Source organism: Streptomyces sp. B3I8 (genome assembly GCF_030816915.1).
Classification (GTDB): Bacteria; Actinomycetota; Actinomycetes; order Streptomycetales; family Streptomycetaceae; genus Streptomyces.
The window spans coordinates 853,538-871,265 of sequence record NZ_JAUSYN010000002.1 but is presented as its reverse complement, the minus strand read 5'-3'; the positions used below and the strand labels follow the sequence as shown (position 1 = coordinate 871,265).

Sequence of the window (17,728 nt, the reverse complement as noted above, 5' to 3'; positions counted from 1 at the left end):
GGCACGGGCTCCCGGCGGCTGCCGCCCGCCCTCCGCGGGGGCAGTTGTCGGCCCGACGGCCGACAACTGTCGGTACTCGCCGGTAGCGACAGAGCGTGACCGCACGGCGGTTACGTCCGCCGCCCTCGCCACCTACACTGATCGCTCCCCGGGGAACGCGAGGAGTGCCGCGGTGTTCTACTACCTGCTGAAATACGTGGTTCTTGGACCGCTGTTGCGGCTGACGTTCCGGCCCCGGATAGAGGGGCTCGAGCATGTGCCGGACCACGGCGCCGCGATCGTCGCGGGCAATCATCTGTCGTTCTCGGACCACTTCCTGATGCCCGCGGTCCTCAAACGGCGCATCACCTTCCTCGCCAAGGCCGAGTACTTCACCGGTCCGGGCGTCAAGGGACGGCTGACCGCCGCCTTCTTCCGCAGCGCGGGGCAGATCCCCGTCGACCGCTCCGGCAAGGACGCCGGGCAGGCCGCGATCCGGGAGGGGGTCGGCGTGCTCGACAAGGGCGAGCTGCTCGGCATCTACCCGGAGGGCACCCGCTCCCACGACGGACGGCTCTACAAGGGCAAGGTCGGGGTCGCCGTGATGGCGCTCAGGACCGGGGCCCCGGTGATCCCCTGCGCGATGATCGGCACCTTCGAGGCGCAGCCGCCGGGCCGGAAGATCCCCCGCATCCACCCCGTGGTGATCCGCTTCGGCAAGCCCCTGGACTTCTCCCGGTACGCCGGCATGGAGGGCGAGAAGGCGATCCTGCGCGCGATCACCGACGAGATCATGTACGCGATCCTGTCGCTCTCCGAGCAGGAGTACGTCGACAAGTACGCGGCCGTGGTGAAGGCGGAAGCGGCAGAAAAGGCGGTCAAGGAGCGCAGGTTCCCGCGCATGCCGCTGAGCTGACATCGTTTCCCGGCCACGCACGCACAATGGGGAGCCGAGACACGAGGGGAGGAGGGGGCGGCCGGTGGTCCGGCCGCCCCCTCCTCCTTCGTCGCGCCCCTCGGGGCGCGGTTACCGCACCACCGTCACGGAGTCGGTGTGGCGTGCGGGGCGCACGTCACGTCGGAGCGGTCCGTCCTGCCCGTCAGCAGGTACGTGTCCACCCGGTCGTTGATGCAGGGGTTCACCAGTCCGGTGACACCGTGCGAGCCGGCGCCCTTCTCGGTGATCAGACGCGAGCCCTTGAACCGCTTGTGCAGATCGACCGCGCCGGGGTACGGCGTGGCGGCGTCCTCGGTGGACTGCACGATGAGCACGGGCGGCAGCCCCTTGCCGGTGTGCACGTCCACCGGTGACTGCTGCTTGACCGGCCAGGTCGCGCACGGCAGGTTCAGCCATGCGTTGGCCCAGGTCATGAACGGGTAGTCCCTGTTCAGCCGGGTGTTGTCCCGGTCCCAGGTCCGCCAGCTCGTGGGCCACTTGGCGTCGGTGCACTCGACGGCCGTGTAGACCGCGTTGCCGTTCTCCGAGGAGATGTTGCCCGCGGTGTCCGTGAGGTCGGGCGCGGCGGCGTCCACCAGCGCCTGGGTGTCACCGGCGACGTACTTGCTGAACACCCTCGCGACCGGTGCCCAGGAGGAGTCGTAGTACGGGGCGCTCTGGAAGAAGGAGATCAGCTCGGCCGGGCCGACGACCCCGCCGAGCGGGCTCTTCTTCGCCGCGGCGCGCAGCTTCAGCCACTGCTGCTGCACCTCGGCACGGGTGTCGCCGAGGTGGAAGGCGGCGTCGTTCTCGGCGACCCAGTCCTCCCAGTCCTTCCAGCGGCCCTCGAAGGCGATGTCCTGGTTGAGGTTGGCCTCGTACCAGATGTTCTCCCGCGCGGGGCCGACCACGCTGTCGACGACCATGCGACGCAGGTGCCCCGGGAAGAGCGTGCCGTAGACGGCGCCGAGGTAGGTGCCGTAGGAGACGCCCAGGTAGTTGAGCTTGCGCTCGCCCAGCGCGGCCCGGATGACGTCCAGGTCGCGGGCGGTGTTCGGGGTGGTCATCTGCTGCAGCATGGCGCGGCCGGTGCGCTCGGCGCAGCCCTCGGCGTACTCGCGGGCCAGCTTGCGCTGCGCCTGCTTGTCGGCCTCGGAGTCCGGCACCGGGTCCATCTTGGGCGCCTTGACGAACTCCTGCGGGTCCATGCAGGAGATGGGCGCGGAGTGGCCGACACCGCGCGGGTCGAAGCCCACGAAGTCGTAGGCCTTGGCGACATCGGCCCAGACCGGGTTCTTCGCGGTGACGCGGGCCGGGAAGCGCAGCCCGGAGGCGCCGGGGCCGCCCGGGTTGTAGACGAGGGCACCCTGGCGCTCGCGCGCGGTGCCGGTGTTGCCGATGCGGTCGACGGCGAGCTCGATCTGCTTGCCGTTCGGCTTGGCGTAGTCGACGGGGACGCTGACCCAGCCGCACTGGATCGGCGCGGCGAGCCCCCAGTCGGCCGGACAGTCCCGCCAGTCGATCCCGGCCTTCGCGGCCCGCGCGGCGGCGACCGAGGCGCCGTACGCCTCGCTGCCGTGACCCTGGCCGTGGCGCGTGTCGGCGGTGGCCGACGGTGCCGCCACGGCCCCGGCTATCAGTGCCGCCGCTGTGACGAGCGCTCCGGCGGAGCCGAGCGCGGTGGCTCGCTTCGTCGGTCTCATACCCCTCAAGAGGGACCTCCCCGTACATCGTGACGAATCTTCCGATGGCTACGGGGATCCTTGTCGCTGTGAGGTCCCTGAGAACAGGGGCGGTCGGCCTCCTTTGCCAATCCGATATCCGGTACGGAAGCGTCCGCCCAGCGGTACTCGCGGTCCGACTGCCCGCCCTCCGCTCTCCGTTCAGCCCTCGTCGGGCCCGCTCGCCGACGCCCCCTCCCCCTGCGGGGCGGCCTGGCTCGCGCCCGCCTCCACACTCTCCGGCAGCAGGTGGGAGAGGACCATCCAACTGACCGTCTTGCGGATGAACGGCTCCGCCCGGATCCGCTCCAGCACCTCCTCGAAGTGCTCCACGTCCCGCGCCCGCACGTGCAGCAGCGCGTCCGCGCCCCCTGTCACCGTCATCGCCGCCGCGATCTCCGGGTGGTTGCGCACCACTTCCGCGAGCCGGCGCGGCGGCGCCGCACCCTCGCAGTACACCTCCACGTACGCCTCCGTGCGCCAGCCCAGCGCCGACGGCTTCACCGTGGCCGTGAACCCGGTGATCACCCCCGTCTCCCGCAACCGGTCCACCCGGCGCTTGACCGCCGTCGCCGACAGTCCGACCGCGGAGCCGATCTCGGCGAAGCTGGACCGCGCGTTCGCCGTGAGCGCGGTGACGATCTGGCGGTCGAGGGCGTCGAAACCGCCCGGCCTGCTGTTCATGGCCGCACTGTATCCAGCGACAACCTCCGCGTTCGGCACATGTCCCGACGAACCAATCGCCCCTACACTCCACCTTCATGCTGCGCGCTCTCGCCGTCGACGACGAACGTCCCTCGCTCGAAGAGCTCCTCTACCTGCTCAACGCCGACCCCAGGATCGCCGGCGCCGAGGGGGCGAGCGACGCCACCGAGGCGCTGCGCCGCATCAACCGCGCACTGGAGTCCGGTCCGGACGGACCCGACGCGATCGACGTCGTCTTCCTCGACATCCACATGCCCGGCCTGGACGGCCTCGACCTGGCCCGGCTGCTCACCGGGTTCGCCCGCCCCCCGCTCGTCGTGTTCGTCACCGCCCACGAGGGCTTCGCCGTCCAGGCGTTCGACCTCAAGGCCGTCGACTATGTGCTCAAGCCGGTGCGCCGGGAACGGCTCGCGGAGGCCGTCCGCCGGGCCGCACAACTCAAGGACGTCCCCGCCGAGGGCGCGCCCGCCCAGGACTCCAACGCCCAGGACGCGGCCGCCAAGGGCGCTCCGCCGCGCATACCCGTGCACGAACCCGACCCCGACCACATACCGGTCGAACTCGGCGGCGTCACCCGCTTCGTGCCCATCGAGGACATCACCCACGTCGAGGCGCAGGGCGACTACGCCCGGCTGCACACCCCGCAGGGCAGCCACCTGGTCCGCATCCCGCTCTCCACGCTGGAGGAGCGCTGGCGGGCCCGCGGCTTCGTCCGCATCCACCGCCGCCACCTCGTCGCATTGCGCCACGTCGTCGAACTCCGGCTGGACGCCGGGACCGTGAGCGTCCTGGTAGGCAGCGAGGAACTCCAGGTCAGCCGTCGGCACACCCGCGAACTGCGGGACCTGCTGATGCGCCGGACCACGACCTGAGGAGGACGGTGTGCCCCAGGACCCCGTCGAGCGCCGTGCCATTGAGCTGCGTCCCGTCGAGCCCCGTCCCGTCGAGCCCCGTCCCGGCGAGCGGCGTCCCGCCGAGCGCCGTGTCGTCGTCACCGGACCGCCTCGCCGCACCCGCGGCCCCTCCGCCCCCTACCGGCCGCGCACCGAGATCGACGAGCAGACCACCCTCGGTCACACCTACGTCCGCTCCCTGATGCGCTCCCAACTCCGCGCCGCCCTCGTGGTGCTCGCCGTCCTGGTGCTGCTCGTGGGACCACTGCCGCTGCTGTTCGCCACCCTGCGGCACGGCGGCGGAGTGCAGTGGGCCGTGCTCGGCTTCGGCCTCTACGCCCCCCTCGTGCTGCTCGCCCGCTGGTACGTGCGGCGGGCCGAGCGCAACGAGCGGGACTTCGTGCGGCTGGTGGAGGACCGCTGAGCCGTGGACCGCACCTACTCCGTCACCGCCGTCGCCCTGGTGGTGCTCGCCACCGTCCTCGTCGGCGCGTTCGGCCTGCGCGTCTCCCGCACCACCTCCGACTTCTACGTCGCCTCCCGCACCGTCGGCCCCCGCCTCAACGCCGCCGCGATCAGCGGCGAGTACCTCTCCGCCGCCTCCTTCCTCGGCATCGCCGGGCTCGTCCTCACCCAGGGCCCCGACATGCTCTGGTACCCGGTCGGCTACACCGCCGGATACCTCGTCCTGCTGCTCTTCGTCGCCGCCCCGCTGCGTCGCTCCGGCGCCTACACGCTGCCCGACTTCGCCGAGGCCCGCCTCGCCTCGCAGCCGGTGCGGCGGCTGGCGGGGGCGTTCGTCGTCGGCGTCGGCTGGCTCTACCTGCTGCCCCAACTCCAGGGCGCGGGGCTGACGTTGGCCGTGCTCACCGGGGCGCCCGCACCGCTCGGCGGAATCATCGTGGCGGTCGTGGTCGTCGTCATCGTCGCCGCGGGCGGCATGCGCAGCATCACCTTCGTCCAGGCCTTCCAGTACTGGCTCAAGCTCACCGCCCTCCTCGTCCCCGCCCTCTTCCTGATGCTCGCCTGGCAGGGCGACGGCGCACCCCGCGGCGCCTTCGACGAACCCCCCGCCCTGCGCGCGCAGCACACCGTGCGCGTCGACGCCGGGCTCGACCTGCGCCTCGCCGAACCGCTCACGGTCACCGCCACCGGCACGGTCGACGGCCGCCGTCGCGCGGGGGAGCGGATCACGCTTCCGGCCGGCGTCCACCACGTCACCGGCGGCACCCGGCTCACCCTCCCCGAGGGCGCCGGCGTCCCCGTCGCTGACCGGCGCGGCGACGGCGGCATGTCCGGCTCCCTCGCCTCCGCCCGAGAGGAACGCCCGCTGTACGCCACCTACGGGCTGATCCTCGCCACCTTCCTCGGCACCATGGGCCTGCCGCACGTCGTCGTCCGCTTCTACACCAGCCCGCACGGCGTCGCCGCCCGCCGCACCACCGTCGCCGTCCTCGGCCTGATCGGCGCCTTCTACCTGCTGCCACCGCTGTACGGTGCGCTCGGCCGCCTCTACGTCCCCGAACTCGCCCTGACCGGCAACGCCGACGCCGCCGTCCTGCTGCTGCCCGAACGGCTGATCGGCGGCCTCGGCGCGGATCTGCTCGGCGCGCTGTTGGCGGGCGGCGCCTTCGCCGCGTTCCTGTCCACCGCCTCCGGGCTGACCATGGCCGTGGCCGGCGTGCTCACCCAGGACGTGCTGCCCAGCCGGGGCGTACGCCACTTCCGGCTCGGCACGCTGCTCGCCATGGCCGTGCCGCTGGCGGCCAGTGTGCTGGTGGGCGGGCTGCCGGTGGCGGACGCGGTCGGGCTCGCCTTCGCCGTGTCCGCCTCCTCGTTCTGCCCCCTGCTGGTGCTCGGCATCTGGTGGCGCCGGCTCACCCCGCCCGGCGCGGCGGCCGGAATGCTCGGCGGCGGCGGCTCGGCCTTCGTCGCCGTCACCGCCACCATGGCCGGCTACCCGGGCGCGGGCACCGGCACCCTGCACGCGCTGCTCGCCTGGCCCGCGCTGTGGTCGGTGCCGCTCGGCTTCCTCACCATGATCTCGGTCTCGCTGGCCACCCCGGGCCGCGTCCCGCCCGGCACGGCCGCCATCCTCGCCCGCTTCCACCTGCCCGAGCAGCTCACCGGGGGCCGGGCGCGGACGGAGGCGCGGGCATGAGCGGATTCCTCGCCGGACTGTGCGTCGCCGTCCTGCCGCTGCTCGCCGCCGGGTTCTGGCTCGGTCGGCGCACCGCCCGCCCGCAGAACCTCGGCGACCTCGGCACCCCGGTCGAGCACGCCACCTTCGAGACCCTGCACAACGCCACCCTCGCCGCGCCCCCGCTGCGCGCCGGCCTCACCGAGGAGACCGCCCGCAAGTCCGCGCGGCGGCTGCGCACCCTGCTCGGCACCGACGCGCTCTGCCTCACCGACCGGGAGACGGTGCTCGCCTGGGAGGGGGTGGGGGAGCACCACCGCGAGGAGATCCTCCAGCGGCTCGGCGGTCCCCTGGAGACCGGCCGCGGCGAGGCCTTCCGGCTGCGCTGCGACGTCCCCGACTGCCCGCTGCGCTGGGCGGTGGTCGCCCCGCTCACCGTCGACGACCGGGTGCACGGCGCCCTGGTGGCCTGCGCGCCCCGCGAGTCCGCCGTCCTGGTCCGGGCCGCCGGCGAGGTCGCCCGCTGGGTCTCCGTCCAGCTCGAACTGGCCGACCTCGACCGCTCCCGCACCCGGCTCATCGAGGCCGAGATCAAGGCCCTGCGCGCCCAGATCTCCCCGCACTTCATCTTCAACTCGCTCGCGGTGATCGCGTCCTTCGTCCGCACCGACCCCGAACGCGCCCGCGAACTGCTGCTGGAATTCGCCGACTTCACCCGCTACTCGTTCCGCCGGCACGGCGAGTTCACCACCCTCGCCGACGAACTCCACGCCATCGACCACTACCTCGCCCTGGTCCGCGCCCGCTTCGGCGACCGGTTCTCCGTCACCCTGCAGATCGCGCCCGAGGTGCTGCCCGTCGCACTGCCGTTCCTGTGCCTGCAGCCACTGGTGGAGAACGCCGTCAAGCACGGCCTGGAGGGCGCCGCCGACAAACGGCACCTCAGCATCACCGCGCAGGACGCGGGGGCCGAGGCCCTCGTCGTCATAGAGGACGACGGCCCCGGCATGGACCCCGCGCTGCTGCGCCGCATCCTCGCCGGCGAGACGAGCCCGTCCGGCGGCATCGGCCTGTCCAACGTCGACGACCGGCTGCGCCAGGTCTACGGCGACGACCACGGCCTTGTCATCGAGACCGCGGCCGGCGCCGGCATGAAGATCACCGCACGGCTCCCGAAGTACCAGCCGGGCGTCCACTCGGGGACCCGGCTGCCCCGGGAACCGTAGGGCGTGGTGCGGCCTCAGGTGCCGTGGGACGCCACCATGCCGAGGGTGATCAGGACGAGGACGACCCAGCCGAACCACAGCCAGCCGTTGCTGCCGAGCGTCACTGTGTAGGCGGTGACGACCACCAGCCCGCCGACCGTGATCACCCCCATGGCCTTCGTGGAACCGGGCATCACACCCTCCTCACGGGTTCGTTCCCCTCATCATGCGCGCCTTCGGCGGGCGGGGGAACCGGGCGACCGGACCGGCCGCCCCGTCCCGTTCTGTCCCGTCACTGCCTCACGCGGACGGCTTGTAGAAGACGTAGGTGGCGGAGTAGGGGATGCTCACCTGGTCGCTGCCGGTACAGGCGGTGGTGGGGGCGAGTCCGCCCTCGGTGTCCAGGCGCTGCACGTAGGAGACGCCGGCGAACAACCCGGAGCCGCGGGTGGAGGTGGCCTGGAGCAGGAGTTCGGCGACAGCGCCGTCCTTCGGCGAGGAGGCGACCGAGGTGGCGTTGACGGCGCTGCCGTCCACCGTGGAGACCCAGGCCGGGCCGCGCGTGTGCAGGGCGACGGGGCGGTGGGACCCGTTGTGTGCGGCCCGCAGGGTGGCGGCGGGCTCCAGCGACTTCCAGGCGCCGTCGATGCATGTGTAGGTCTGCACGCCCTCGGCGGCGAAGACACCGGTGAGCCGGTTGCCGTCCGGGACCTTCAACGCGGCGGGCACGCGCGGGGCCGTGCCGTCGGAACCGGAACCGGTGGCCGCGGCCGTGCCGGTCGTCACCCCTAAGAAGGTGCCGACGGCCACGGCGGTGACGGCCGTGGTGGTGAGAGCGAGACGGGTGGCGAGTTTCATCGGTGTCTCTCCAGGGGGCAGAGGGAAGACGGAAGGGATCGCGTCCAGGGAAGGGGCGGACGCGGACATGAAATCCGCGCCCGCCCCCCGTCGAACGTATGACCGCAGAGCGTAGAGCGTGCCGCCGGGGCGCACCGGGACAATGGAGCTCTTGGCAGGAACCCGGCGCTCCGCCCCGGAAATGCCATGACTGATGCCACGAACCAATGCCACGACTGATGCCGCGATACTCAGCGATCCGCCGATCCGCCGATCCGCCGATCCGCCGATCCGCCGATCCGCCGATCCGCCGATCCGCCGATCCGCCGATCCGCCGATCCGCCGATCCGCCGATCCGCCGAGAAGCCCTTCAGTTGCCGCGCGCGTTGAGCGAGGCCAGGTACGCGTTGTACGCCGCCAGCTCCATGTCGCCGTCCCGGTCCGCCGCCCGGTCCTTGCGCCGGGCCTGCCGCTGCTCGGAGCGGTACCACTGGAACAGCAGCGCCAGCAGCACCAGCACCGACGGCACCTCGCTGAACGCCCAGGCGATGCCGCCCGCCGACGTCTGGTCCGCCAGCGCGTCGATGCCCAGTGAGGCCGGCGGGTTCTCGTACGTCCCGACCATCGGCGTCGAGCCCATCATCAGTGCGATGCCGAAGAACGCGTGGAACGGCATGCCCGCGAACAGTTCCAGCATCCGCATCAGATAGCCGGGCCGGTGCGGGCCCGGGTCCACGCCCATGATGGGCCAGAAGAACACCAGGCCGACGGCGAGGAAGTGCACCATCATCGCCGCGTGTCCGGTCCTGGACTCCATCAGGAAGTCGAAGAGCGGCGTGAAGTACAGCCCGTACAGGCTCGCGATGAAGAGCGGGATCGTGAACGCCGGATGCGTGACGATCCGCATGTAGTGGCTGTGCAGCAGCATCAGGAGCAGCTCGCGCGGGCCCTTGCGGCCGTGCCCCGCCGTCGGCAGCGCGCGCAGCGCCAGCGTGATGGGCGCGCCCATGAGGACCAGGATGGGGGAGAGCATGCTGATCACCATGTGCTGCACCATGTGCACGCTGAACATGACCATGCCGTAGTCGTTCAGCCGGGTGCACATCATCAGCATGACGGTCAGCACACCCACGGCGAAGGCGATGGTGCGGCCCACCGGCCATGCGTCGCCGCGCCGCAGCAGCCGGGCGACACCCCAGCCGTACAGGGCGAGTCCCAGCAGGCAGGCGACGAGGAAGAACGGGTCCGCCGACCAGTGAAGGCCCCGGCCCAGCGTGAACGGCGGCAGATCCATGACCATGCCGTGGCCGCTGTGCTCCATCCGCCGGCTCCTGATTCGTGGGGGTTGGGCGCTGTCTGTCCGAACCAAGAGTAGAACCGCCCCCGGCCGCGTCCGCGACCGGGGGCGAGGTCATGCCGGGCCGCCCGCTACAGCACGCACTCCGCTTCCGCGTACCGCTCGTCGGGCACCGTCTTGAGCGTCTCGACGGCCTCCGCGAGCGACACCATGTGGATGTCCGTGCCGCGCAGCGCGGTCATCATCCCGAACTCGCCCCGGTGCACCGCCTCCACCGCGTGCCAGCCGAAGCGGGTGGCCAGCACCCTGTCGTACGCCGTCGGCGTCCCGCCGCGCTGCACGTGGCCGAGGATGACGGGACGCGCCTCCTTGCCGAGGCGCTCCTCCAGTTCGAGGGCGAGCTGGCGGGCGATGCCGGCGAACCGCTCGTGCCCGTAGACGTCCTTGCCGCCCTCGTCGAAGTCCATGCCGCCTGCCTTGGGCTTGGCGCCCTCGGCGGCGACGACGATCGCGAACCGCTTGCCCGCGGAGAACCGCTCGCCGACCTTCGCGGTCAGCTCGTCGATGTCGAAGGGCCGCTCGGGGACGACGATGGCATGCGCGCCGGCCGCCATGCCGGAGTGCAGCGCGATCCAGCCGGTGTGCCGGCCCATGACCTCCACGATGAGCACCCGCTGGTGGGACTCGGCGGTGGTCTTCAGCCGGTCCAGCGCCTCCGTGGCGACGCCCACCGCGGTGTCGAAGCCGAAGGTGACGTCGGTGACCGCGATGTCGTTGTCGATGGTCTTCGGCACGCCGACGATCGGCAGGCCGGCGTCGGACAGCAGCCGGGCCGCCTTCAGGGTGCCCTCGCCGCCGATCGGGATGACCGCGTCGAGACCGAGCTCCTCGAGGTGGCCGCGGGCCCGCTCCACCCCGTCCCGCAGATGTTCGGGCCGGACCCGGGAGGAGCCGAGGATGGTGCCGCCGCGGGCGAGGATGCCGCCCACCGCGTCGAGGTCGAGCTTGAGGTAGTCGCACTCCAGGAGGCCCCGCCAACCGTCGCGGAAACCGATGACCTCGTCGCCGTGGTCGACGACGGCTCGGTGCACGACGGACCGGATGACGGCGTTCAGGCCGGGGCAGTCGCCGCCGGACGTGAGGACACCAATGCGCATCGCCCGAATTACCTTCTCCACTGGGCCCGGGGGCCGGGGACCGGACCACGTCGTCCGGTTCGATCCCCGCCACCCTAGCGGCACAGGGGGGCGGTGCCGCACCGTGCGTCCGCTTGCTGGACGCCCCCGCTCACCTGTGCGCGAGGCCCGTCAGACGGGCCTCGCCAAGGCCTTGTGCCGGGCGTCTACGCGGGCTGTTGCGCCGCCGTGATCCGCTCGCCGCGCAGCGCCTCGTACCAGCGGTCGTCCACCGGCGGCAGCGCGTTCACGTCGAGCGCCAGCTTCAGCAGCAGGTCCGCGATGAGCGGGTTGCGGGCGAGCACCGGCCCGTGCATGTACGTCCCGAACACGGTGTCGTTGTACGCGCCCTCCGTGCCGTCCCCGGAGCCGTTGCCCTTGCCCAGCTTGACCTGGGCGAAGGGGCGCGCACTGGGCCCGAGATGGGTGACGCCCTGATGGTTCTCGAAGCCGGTCAGCGGGGGCAGGCCGAGCCGGGGGTCGATGTCGCCCAGCACGTCGCCCACGCACCGCTCGCCCTCGCCGCGCACCGAGACCACGTCGAGCAGCCCGAGGCCCGCCTCGCGCTGTCCGAGGTCGTTGATGAACTCGTGGCCGAGGATCTGGTAGCCGGCGCACACGGAGAAGAGGATCGCGCCGTTGCCCGCCGCCCGGTGCAGCCCGCCGTCACGGCGCAGCCGCTCGGCGGCCAGCCGCTGCGGCCGGTCCTCGCCGCCGCCGATCAGGTAGATGTCGCCGGAGGTCGGGATCGGCTGGTCGCTGCGCACGTCGAGCCGGGCCACGTCGAGCCCGCGCTGGCGCGCCCGGCGCTCCACGACCAGCGCGTTGCCCTGGTCGCCGTAGGTGCTCAGCAGGTCGGGGTAGATCCACACCAGCCGCAGTTGGTTGTCGCTCATGCTCATCCTTGGAAGATCGCTCGAGGTCAGTTGCCGACGCGGCGGCGCAGGTCCTGGAAGGCGGTGTAGTTCGCGATGACCTCGATCCGGCCGGGCGGGGCGGCCCCCACCGCCTGGTCGAGGGTGTCGCACACCTGGAAGGACTGGTTCGCGACCTCCAGCCGGACGGCGAGGTCCAGCTTGCGGTCGCCCAGGACGAAGATCGGGTGGCCGGTGAGCCGGGTGTAGTCCACGTCCCACAGCCAGGAGGTGTCGGTGCCGTCGGCGCCGCGCGCGTTCACCGAGAGGATCACCGGGGTGGGCGGCGGGTCGATCAGCGAGAACGTCTCCAGCCAGCCGGCCGGGTTCTTCGCGAGGAGCAGCCGGAGGTCGCGGCCCTGGAACTGGACCACGTCGTAGCGGCCGGCCACCGCCTGCACCTGGTACATCCGCTCCAGCGCGACCTGCGGCGGCACCCCGAAGACGGCGGCGACGGCCGCGGAGGAGGCCGCGTTGGCCTTGTTGGCGCGGCCCGGGAGCTGGAGGTGGATGGGCCAGGCGGAGCCGTGCGGGTCCAGGACGTGGTCGCCGGAGAGCGCCCAGCTCGGCACGGGGCGGCGGAAGCCGCACTCGCCGCAGAACCAGTCGTCGCCCGGACGCTGCATCACACCGCCGCAGGACGGGCAGGACCAGGCGTCGTCCTTCCACATCTGGCCGGCCGCGACCCAGATCACGTTGGGGGAGGAGGATGCGGCCCACACCACCAGCGGGTCGTCGGCGTTGGCGACGACCACCGCCTTCGAACCGGCCAGCCCCTCACGCCAGTTCTCCGCCAGCATGCGGGTCTCGGCGGCGCGGTCGAGCTGGTCGCGGGAGAGGTTGAGCAGCGCGATGCACTTGGGGTCGGTGTCCCGGGCGACGCCGGCGAGGTACTTCTCGTCGACCTCGATGACGCCGTACTTCGACTCCGACCCGCCCGCCAGCGCCGAGGTGATGCCGGCCGGCATGTTGGCGCCCAGCGCGTTGGACACCACCGGGCCCGCGGCGCGCAGCGCCTCCGCGATCAGCCGGGTGGTGGTGGTCTTGCCGTTGGTCGCCGACACGAGGACGACGTCCAGGTTCTGGGCGAGCCGCGCCAGCAGGTCGGGGTCGAGCCTGAGCGCCACCTTGCCGCCGATCACCGAACCGCTGCCGCGCCCCGCGGCGCGCGAGGCCGCTGCGACCGCCTTGCCGGCGGTCACGGCCAGCTTGGCCCGCGGCGAGAGCGGGTCCGAGTTGCCTGCCATCAGTTCTCGATCCTCTCTGGTACGCGCCGCCCGGGAAGCCTGTCGGCAACGTGATGGACGTCAGCCTATCGAGATCCATTCGCACACCCGAATCCCGGACCGGTACGGCGGCCGCCCGCTCCCGCGGAACGGTGTCGGGGAAACCGTACGCTGACCGCCATGCGACACCGTTCCCTCCCGGGCGCCCGCGGGCGCGTGCGGCCCCTGACCCTGCTCGGCGACCCGGTGCTGCGTGCGCCCGGCGCGGAGGTGACCGCGTTCGGTCCCGAACTGGCCTCGCTGGTCGAGGACATGTTCGCCACCATGTACGCGGCCCGGGGGGTGGGCCTGGCCGCCCACCAGGTCGGCGAGCCGCTGCGGGTGTTCGTCTTCGACTGCGAGGACGACGAGGACGTGCGCCACGTGGGACACCTCGTCAACCCCCGGTCGGTGGCGGCGGACGGGGTGAGCGTGCGCGGCCCCGAGGGGTGCCTGTCCCTGCCCGGCCTGGAGGCGGCCACACCGCGGTACGACCGTACGGTGCTGGAGGGCCGCACGGTCACCGGCGAGCCGCTGCGGGTGGAGGGCACGGGCTGGTTCGCGCGGTGCCTGCAGCACGAGTACGACCATCTGGACGGCGGGCTGTACGTGGACCGTGTGACGGGATGGCGCCACCGCCGGGTGATGCGGCAGGCGGCACGGGCGGACTGGGCCCGGTAGCGGGGGCGGGGTGGGTCGCCGGGGCCGGAACCCGGGCCGAGCCCGGACTCCGGACCGGTCCGGAGCCCGCCGCTCCCGTACCGGGCCGGTGGCCGGGCGGTTGCGGTGACCCGGGTTCAGAATCCCGGTCCGCCCACCCGGTCGCCCGCCGCGGCCAGCCTGCCCCACAGCAGGTCGGCCAGGGCGTGCACCAACTCGGCGCGGGAGCAAGGGCGTTCGCCCAGCCACCAGTCGCCGGCCGCGTGCATCATGCCGACGATGCCGTGGCCCCACACCCGGGCGAGCTGCTGGGTGCCGGGGCCGAGGTCGAGCCGTTCCTCGATGACCTGGCCCAGCTCCTCGCCCATCCGCCGCAGCACCGGGATCGAGTTCCGGCCGGTGTCGAAGCCGGCCTCGCCCGTCTGCTGCGGGCCGCCCTCCGAGGGGTGCATCAGGAACCGGTACACCTGCGGACGGGCCTCGATCGCGGCGAGGTAGGTGTCGAGGGTGGCCTCCACCCGCTCCCGGCGCTCGGCGGGGGCGTCCAGCGCGGCCCGCAACGAGGCGAGCAGCGCGTCGGTGTGCCGCTTGGCCAGGGCGGCGTACAGCCCGCCCTTGTCGCCGAAGTGGCGGTAGAGGATCGGTTTGGTGATGCCGGCCTCGGCGGCGATGGCGTTCATCGAGGCGCCGGGGCCGTCGCGGAGCACCACTCGGTCGGCGGCCTCCAGCAACTCGCGCCGGCGGCGGTCGGCGGACGTCTGGTGAACGGTCCGCTGCGTGGTCTCCATGATCTCTCCCCACCCGTCGTGATTCGGTGACGCCTGCGCAAAGTAGCACTGCCCGGCAGGCCGACCTCGAACGGACTGCCGACGCGAGTGCAGGTCGCGGCCCGTTCGGGCACGGGAGTTGACTTTTGCTACTCATCGGTAACACACTCCGGAGTTACCGCTAGTAACATCGCTAGTGAGAGGTTACCGCAGCAGTGGAGGGGACATGGCCGAGTTCACCATGGAGCTGAGCGAGGAACAGCGGGAGGTCCGGGACTGGCTGCACGGCTTCGCCGCCGACGTGATCCGCCCCGCGGCCGCGGAGTGGGACGAGCGCGAGGAGACGCCCTGGCCTGTCATCCAGGAGGCCGCCAAGGTCGGCATCTACTCTCTCGACTTCTACGCCCAGCAGTACTTCGACCCCACCGGCCTCGGCATCCCCATGGCCATGGAGGAGCTGTTCTGGGGGGACGCGGGCATCGCCCTGTCCATCGTCGGCACCGGCCTCGCCGCCGTCGGCGTCCTCGCCAACGGCACCGAGGAGCAGATCGGCACCTGGATCCCCCAGATGTACGGCGACGCGGGCGACGTCAAGGTCGCCGCGTTCTGCTCCTCCGAGCCCGACGCCGGCTCCGACGTCGCCTCCCTGCGCACCCGCGCCGTCTACGACGAGGCCAAGGACGAGTGGGTGATCAACGGCACCAAGACGTGGGCCACCAACGGCGGCATCGCCAACGTCCACGTCGTCGTCGCGTCGGTCGACCCCGAGCTCGGTTCCAAGGGCCACGCCTCCTTCATCGTCCCGCCGGGCACACCGGGCTGCTCCCAGGGGCAGAAGTTCAAGAAGCACGGTATCCGCGCCTCGCACACCGCCGAGGTCGTCCTCGACAACGTGCGCGTCCCCGGCTCCTGCTTGCTCGGCGGCAAGGAGAAACTCGACGAGCGTCTCGCCCGGGCCCGCGAGAAGGCCAGGCAGGGCGGCGAGCGCCTGAAGAACGCGGCGATGGCCACGTTCGAGGCGTCCCGCCCGGCGGTCGGCGCGATGGCGGTCGGCACCGCCCGCGCCGCGTACGAGGTCGCCCTGGACTACGCCAAGACCCGCGAGCAGTTCGGCCGGCCCATCATCGACAACCAGGGCGTCGCCTTCCAGCTCGCCGACATGCGCACGTCCATCGACGCGGCCCGGCTGCTGGTGTGGCGGGCCTCCTGGATGGCCGTCAACGGCAGGCCGTTCACGGCGGCCGAGGGCTCGATGTCCAAGCTGTTCGCAAGTGAGACGGCGAAGAAAGTCACCGCGCAGGCCGTCCAGATCCTCGGCGGCAACGGCTACACCCGGGAGTACCCGGTGGAACGCATGCACCGTGACGCCGCGATCTACACCATTTTCGAAGGCACGAGCGAGATCCAGCGCTTGGTGATCGCGCGCACTCTGTCGGGCATGACGATCCGATAAGGGGCGCGGGGAACCGCGCGATCTTCTGGGGGGTCCGGGGGCGAAGCCCCCGGGGTCGGGACGGGAAGGGGCGGCGGGGGCGAGGAAAAAGGGGCCCCCACCCCCCACGCCCGCCTCAGGGAGCCGTACCGCTGCTGTGCGCGATGCACGCCACATCGATCCGGTCCGCCAACTTCGCCAGCTCGATGGTCAGCGCCGCCACCGTGTCCTCGTCGAGCCCGTCCTCACCGGCCTCCACCAGACGCAGCCACCGCCCGCCGACCGCACGCAGCAGCTTGCTGACATCGGCCGCCGCCACCTGCAACGTGCCGCGGTCGTCGACGATGAGAGGCAGGGTCACTTCGCGGTTCACAGCAGCGATCGTAGCCGCGGAACGCTCACGCCCCCTGCCACACCGTGGTGATGTTGCAGAACTCCCGGATTCCGTGCCCGGCCAGCTCGCGCCCGTACCCGGACCGCTTGATCCCGCCGAAGGGGAACGCCGGGTGCGAGGCCGTCATGCCGTTGACGTACACGGCACCGGCCTCCAGATCCCGCACGAAGCGGTCCACGTCCGCCTCGTCGCGCGTCCACACGTTCGAACTGAGCCCGAACGGGGAGTCGTTGGCGATCGCCACGGCCTCGTCGAGGTCCGCCGCCCGGTACAGCGTGGCGACGGGCCCGAACGTCTCCTCGTGGTGCACACGCATCTCGGGGGTGATACCGGCCAGCACGGTCGGCGGGTAGTACCAGCCCGGCCCGTCCGGACGTTCGCCACCGCACAGCACGGTGGCGCCGTGCTCGACGGCGTCCGCGACCAGCTCCTCCAGGTCCGCCCGGCCCCGCTCGGAGGCGACCGGCCCGACCTGGGTCTCCTCGTCCATCGGATCGCCCACCCTCAAAGCCTTCATCCCGGCCGTGAACCGCTCGGCGAACGCGTCGTGGACATCCGTGTGCACGATGAACCGCTTGGCCGCGATGCACGACTGCCCGTTGTTCTGCACCCGCGCGGTCACCGCCACCTTCGCCGCCCGGTCGAGGTCGGCGGACGGCATCACGACGAACGGGTCGCTGCCGCCCAGCTCCAGCACCGTCTTCTTGATCTCGTCCCCGGCCACCGCGGCCACGGACCGGCCCGCAGGCTCGCTCCCGGTCAGCGTCGCGGCGACGACGCGCGGGTCGCGCAGGACGCTCTCGACCTCCCCGGAGCCGATCAGCAACGTCTGGAAGCAGCCCTCCGGATACCCCGCCCGCCGGAACAGCTCCTCCAGATACAACGCGGTCTGCGGCACGTTCGAGGCGTGCTTGAGCAGGCCGACGTTGCCCGCCATCAACGCGGGCGCGGCGAACCGGATCACCTGCCACAGCGGGAAGTTCCACGGCATCACCGCCAGCACCGGGCCGAGCGGCCGGTAGCGCACGAACCCCCGCGAGGCGCCCGAGTCCTTGATGTCCGACTCGGCCGGCTCCTCGTCGGCGAGGAGTTCCTCGGCGTGGTCGGCGTACCAGCGCATCGCCTTCGCGCACTTGGCGGCCTCGGCGCGCGCCTGGGTGACCGGCTTGCCCATCTCGGTGGTCATCACCTCCGCGATCTCCCGCTCGTCCGCCTCCAGCAGATCGGCGGCGGCGTGCAGCAGCCGGGCCCGTTCGGCGAAGGACGTGGTGCGGTGGGTGCGGAACGCGGCCTCGGCGGCGGCGAGCCTGCGCTCGACCGCCCGCGCGTCCAGGGCGTCGAACGTCCTGAGCGTCTGGCCGGTCGCCGGATTCACGGTCGCGAGGGGCATGGCTGTGACCTCCTGGG

Annotated in this window: 18 protein-coding genes; 7 read left to right on the top strand and 11 right to left on the bottom strand. The window is 72.2% G+C overall.

Annotation, left to right across the window (positions count from 1 at the left end; translation table 11 throughout):
• Positions 1–172: 172 nt before the first annotated feature.
• Entirely contained in the window at positions 173–895 is a 723-nt protein-coding gene (locus QFZ64_RS06100; RefSeq protein WP_307063120.1) for a 1-acyl-sn-glycerol-3-phosphate acyltransferase, read from the top strand.
• Positions 896–1,020: 125 nt separating this feature from the next.
• Here the strand turns inward: QFZ64_RS06100 and QFZ64_RS06095 are convergent, their stop codons facing one another.
• Together QFZ64_RS06095 and QFZ64_RS06090 are read right to left on the bottom strand one after the other, a co-directional pair.
• On the bottom strand, positions 1,021–2,619 hold the full coding sequence (locus QFZ64_RS06095) for an alpha/beta hydrolase (protein WP_307063118.1): 1,599 nt from the start codon (positions 2,617–2,619) through the stop codon (positions 1,021–1,023).
• A gap of 180 nt (positions 2,620–2,799) precedes the next feature.
• Entirely contained in the window at positions 2,800–3,321 is a 522-nt protein-coding gene (locus QFZ64_RS06090) for an Lrp/AsnC family transcriptional regulator (RefSeq protein ID WP_307063116.1), read from the bottom strand.
• A 77-nt stretch (positions 3,322–3,398) separates the two neighbouring features.
• Between QFZ64_RS06090 and QFZ64_RS06085 the strand changes: the two genes are divergently transcribed.
• The 4 genes from QFZ64_RS06085 to QFZ64_RS06070 are packed head-to-tail and all read left to right on the top strand — an operon-like array spanning position 3,399 to position 7,601.
• The gene (locus QFZ64_RS06085) at positions 3,399–4,214 is read left to right on the top strand and encodes a LytTR family DNA-binding domain-containing protein (RefSeq protein ID WP_307063113.1); all 816 of its coding nucleotides are present in this window, start codon (positions 3,399–3,401) and stop codon (positions 4,212–4,214) included.
• A gap of 46 nt (positions 4,215–4,260) precedes the next feature.
• Positions 4,261–4,659 carry a hypothetical protein gene (locus QFZ64_RS06080; RefSeq protein WP_307071595.1) on the top strand — a complete coding sequence of 133 codons (399 nt, stop codon included), beginning with the start codon at positions 4,261–4,263 and terminating at the stop codon, positions 4,657–4,659.
• Between the two features lie 3 nt (positions 4,660–4,662).
• Positions 4,663–6,396: a cation acetate symporter gene (locus tag QFZ64_RS06075; protein WP_307063111.1), complete on the top strand. Its 1,734-nt coding sequence runs from the start codon at positions 4,663–4,665 to the stop codon at positions 6,394–6,396.
• Positions 6,393–7,601 (top strand): sensor histidine kinase, encoded by a 1,209-nt coding sequence (locus tag QFZ64_RS06070; RefSeq protein WP_307063109.1) that lies wholly within the window; start codon positions 6,393–6,395, stop codon positions 7,599–7,601. The genes QFZ64_RS06075 and QFZ64_RS06070 overlap by 4 nt, the downstream gene beginning before the upstream one ends.
• 14 nt (positions 7,602–7,615) lie before the next feature.
• Here QFZ64_RS06070 and QFZ64_RS06065 read toward each other — a convergent pair whose 3' ends face one another.
• The 6 genes from QFZ64_RS06065 to QFZ64_RS06040 all read right to left on the bottom strand — a co-directional run bounded on the left by QFZ64_RS06065 (position 7,616) and on the right by QFZ64_RS06040 (position 13,050).
• Positions 7,616–7,774, bottom strand: a complete 159-nt coding sequence (locus QFZ64_RS06065; protein WP_307063108.1) for a hypothetical protein — start codon at positions 7,772–7,774, stop codon at positions 7,616–7,618.
• Between the two features lie 106 nt (positions 7,775–7,880).
• On the bottom strand, positions 7,881–8,438 hold the full coding sequence (locus QFZ64_RS06060; protein ID WP_307063105.1) for a DUF3455 domain-containing protein: 558 nt from the start codon (positions 8,436–8,438) through the stop codon (positions 7,881–7,883).
• Positions 8,439–8,787: 349 nt separating this feature from the next.
• Positions 8,788–9,738, bottom strand: a complete 951-nt coding sequence (locus tag QFZ64_RS06055) for a cytochrome c oxidase assembly protein (protein WP_307063103.1) — start codon at positions 9,736–9,738, stop codon at positions 8,788–8,790.
• A 107-nt stretch (positions 9,739–9,845) separates the two neighbouring features.
• Entirely contained in the window at positions 9,846–10,871 is a 1,026-nt protein-coding gene (locus QFZ64_RS06050; RefSeq protein ID WP_307063101.1) for a 6-phosphofructokinase, read from the bottom strand.
• Positions 10,872–11,056: 185 nt separating this feature from the next.
• Positions 11,057–11,785, bottom strand: coding sequence for a type 1 glutamine amidotransferase (locus QFZ64_RS06045; RefSeq protein ID WP_307063099.1), 729 nt, complete (start codon positions 11,783–11,785; stop codon positions 11,057–11,059).
• 26 nt (positions 11,786–11,811) lie between these two features.
• On the bottom strand, positions 11,812–13,050 hold the full coding sequence (locus QFZ64_RS06040) for a MurT ligase domain-containing protein (protein ID WP_307063097.1): 1,239 nt from the start codon (positions 13,048–13,050) through the stop codon (positions 11,812–11,814).
• 159 nt (positions 13,051–13,209) lie between these two features.
• Between QFZ64_RS06040 and def the strand changes: the two genes are divergently transcribed.
• A complete protein-coding gene (gene def, locus QFZ64_RS06035) occupies positions 13,210–13,749 on the top strand; it encodes a peptide deformylase (protein ID WP_307063093.1) in 540 nt (179 codons plus the stop codon).
• A gap of 116 nt (positions 13,750–13,865) precedes the next feature.
• Here def and QFZ64_RS06030 read toward each other — a convergent pair whose 3' ends face one another.
• Positions 13,866–14,516 (bottom strand): TetR family transcriptional regulator, encoded by a 651-nt coding sequence (locus tag QFZ64_RS06030; RefSeq protein ID WP_307063091.1) that lies wholly within the window; start codon positions 14,514–14,516, stop codon positions 13,866–13,868.
• A 205-nt stretch (positions 14,517–14,721) separates the two neighbouring features.
• Between QFZ64_RS06030 and QFZ64_RS06025 the strand changes: the two genes are divergently transcribed.
• Positions 14,722–15,948: an acyl-CoA dehydrogenase family protein gene (locus QFZ64_RS06025; protein ID WP_307063089.1), complete on the top strand. Its 1,227-nt coding sequence runs from the start codon at positions 14,722–14,724 to the stop codon at positions 15,946–15,948.
• A gap of 115 nt (positions 15,949–16,063) precedes the next feature.
• Here the strand turns inward: QFZ64_RS06025 and QFZ64_RS06020 are convergent, their stop codons facing one another.
• Together QFZ64_RS06020 and QFZ64_RS06015 are read right to left on the bottom strand one after the other, a co-directional pair.
• On the bottom strand, positions 16,064–16,300 hold the full coding sequence (locus QFZ64_RS06020; RefSeq protein WP_307063087.1) for a DUF6213 family protein: 237 nt from the start codon (positions 16,298–16,300) through the stop codon (positions 16,064–16,066).
• Positions 16,301–16,325: 25 nt separating this feature from the next.
• On the bottom strand, positions 16,326–17,711 hold the full coding sequence (locus QFZ64_RS06015) for an NADP-dependent succinic semialdehyde dehydrogenase (protein WP_307063085.1): 1,386 nt from the start codon (positions 17,709–17,711) through the stop codon (positions 16,326–16,328).
• Positions 17,712–17,728 lie beyond the last annotated feature (17 nt).

Bases quoted from the DNA above. Each gene is read 5' to 3' on its own strand.
- QFZ64_RS06095 (WP_307063118.1), bottom strand. From the start codon at position 2,619: ATGAGACCGACGAAGCGAGCCACCGCGCTCGGCTCCGCCGGAGCGCTC.
- QFZ64_RS06090 (WP_307063116.1), bottom strand. From the start codon at position 3,321: ATGAACAGCAGGCCGGGCGGTTTCGACGCCCTCGACCGCCAGATCGTC.
- QFZ64_RS06085 (WP_307063113.1), top strand. From the start codon at position 3,399: ATGCTGCGCGCTCTCGCCGTCGACGACGAACGTCCCTCGCTCGAAGAG.
- QFZ64_RS06070 (WP_307063109.1), top strand. From the start codon at position 6,393: ATGAGCGGATTCCTCGCCGGACTGTGCGTCGCCGTCCTGCCGCTGCTC.
- QFZ64_RS06065 (WP_307063108.1), bottom strand. From the start codon at position 7,774: ATGCCCGGTTCCACGAAGGCCATGGGGGTGATCACGGTCGGCGGGCTG.
- QFZ64_RS06060 (WP_307063105.1), bottom strand. From the start codon at position 8,438: ATGAAACTCGCCACCCGTCTCGCTCTCACCACCACGGCCGTCACCGCC.
- QFZ64_RS06055 (WP_307063103.1), bottom strand. From the start codon at position 9,738: ATGGAGCACAGCGGCCACGGCATGGTCATGGATCTGCCGCCGTTCACG.
- QFZ64_RS06050 (WP_307063101.1), bottom strand. From the start codon at position 10,871: ATGCGCATTGGTGTCCTCACGTCCGGCGGCGACTGCCCCGGCCTGAAC.
- QFZ64_RS06045 (WP_307063099.1), bottom strand. From the start codon at position 11,785: ATGAGCGACAACCAACTGCGGCTGGTGTGGATCTACCCCGACCTGCTG.
- QFZ64_RS06040 (WP_307063097.1), bottom strand. From the start codon at position 13,050: ATGGCAGGCAACTCGGACCCGCTCTCGCCGCGGGCCAAGCTGGCCGTG.
- def (WP_307063093.1), top strand. From the start codon at position 13,210: ATGCGACACCGTTCCCTCCCGGGCGCCCGCGGGCGCGTGCGGCCCCTG.
- QFZ64_RS06030 (WP_307063091.1), bottom strand. From the start codon at position 14,516: ATGGAGACCACGCAGCGGACCGTTCACCAGACGTCCGCCGACCGCCGC.
- QFZ64_RS06025 (WP_307063089.1), top strand. From the start codon at position 14,722: ATGGCCGAGTTCACCATGGAGCTGAGCGAGGAACAGCGGGAGGTCCGG.
- QFZ64_RS06015 (WP_307063085.1), bottom strand. From the start codon at position 17,711: ATGCCCCTCGCGACCGTGAATCCGGCGACCGGCCAGACGCTCAGGACG.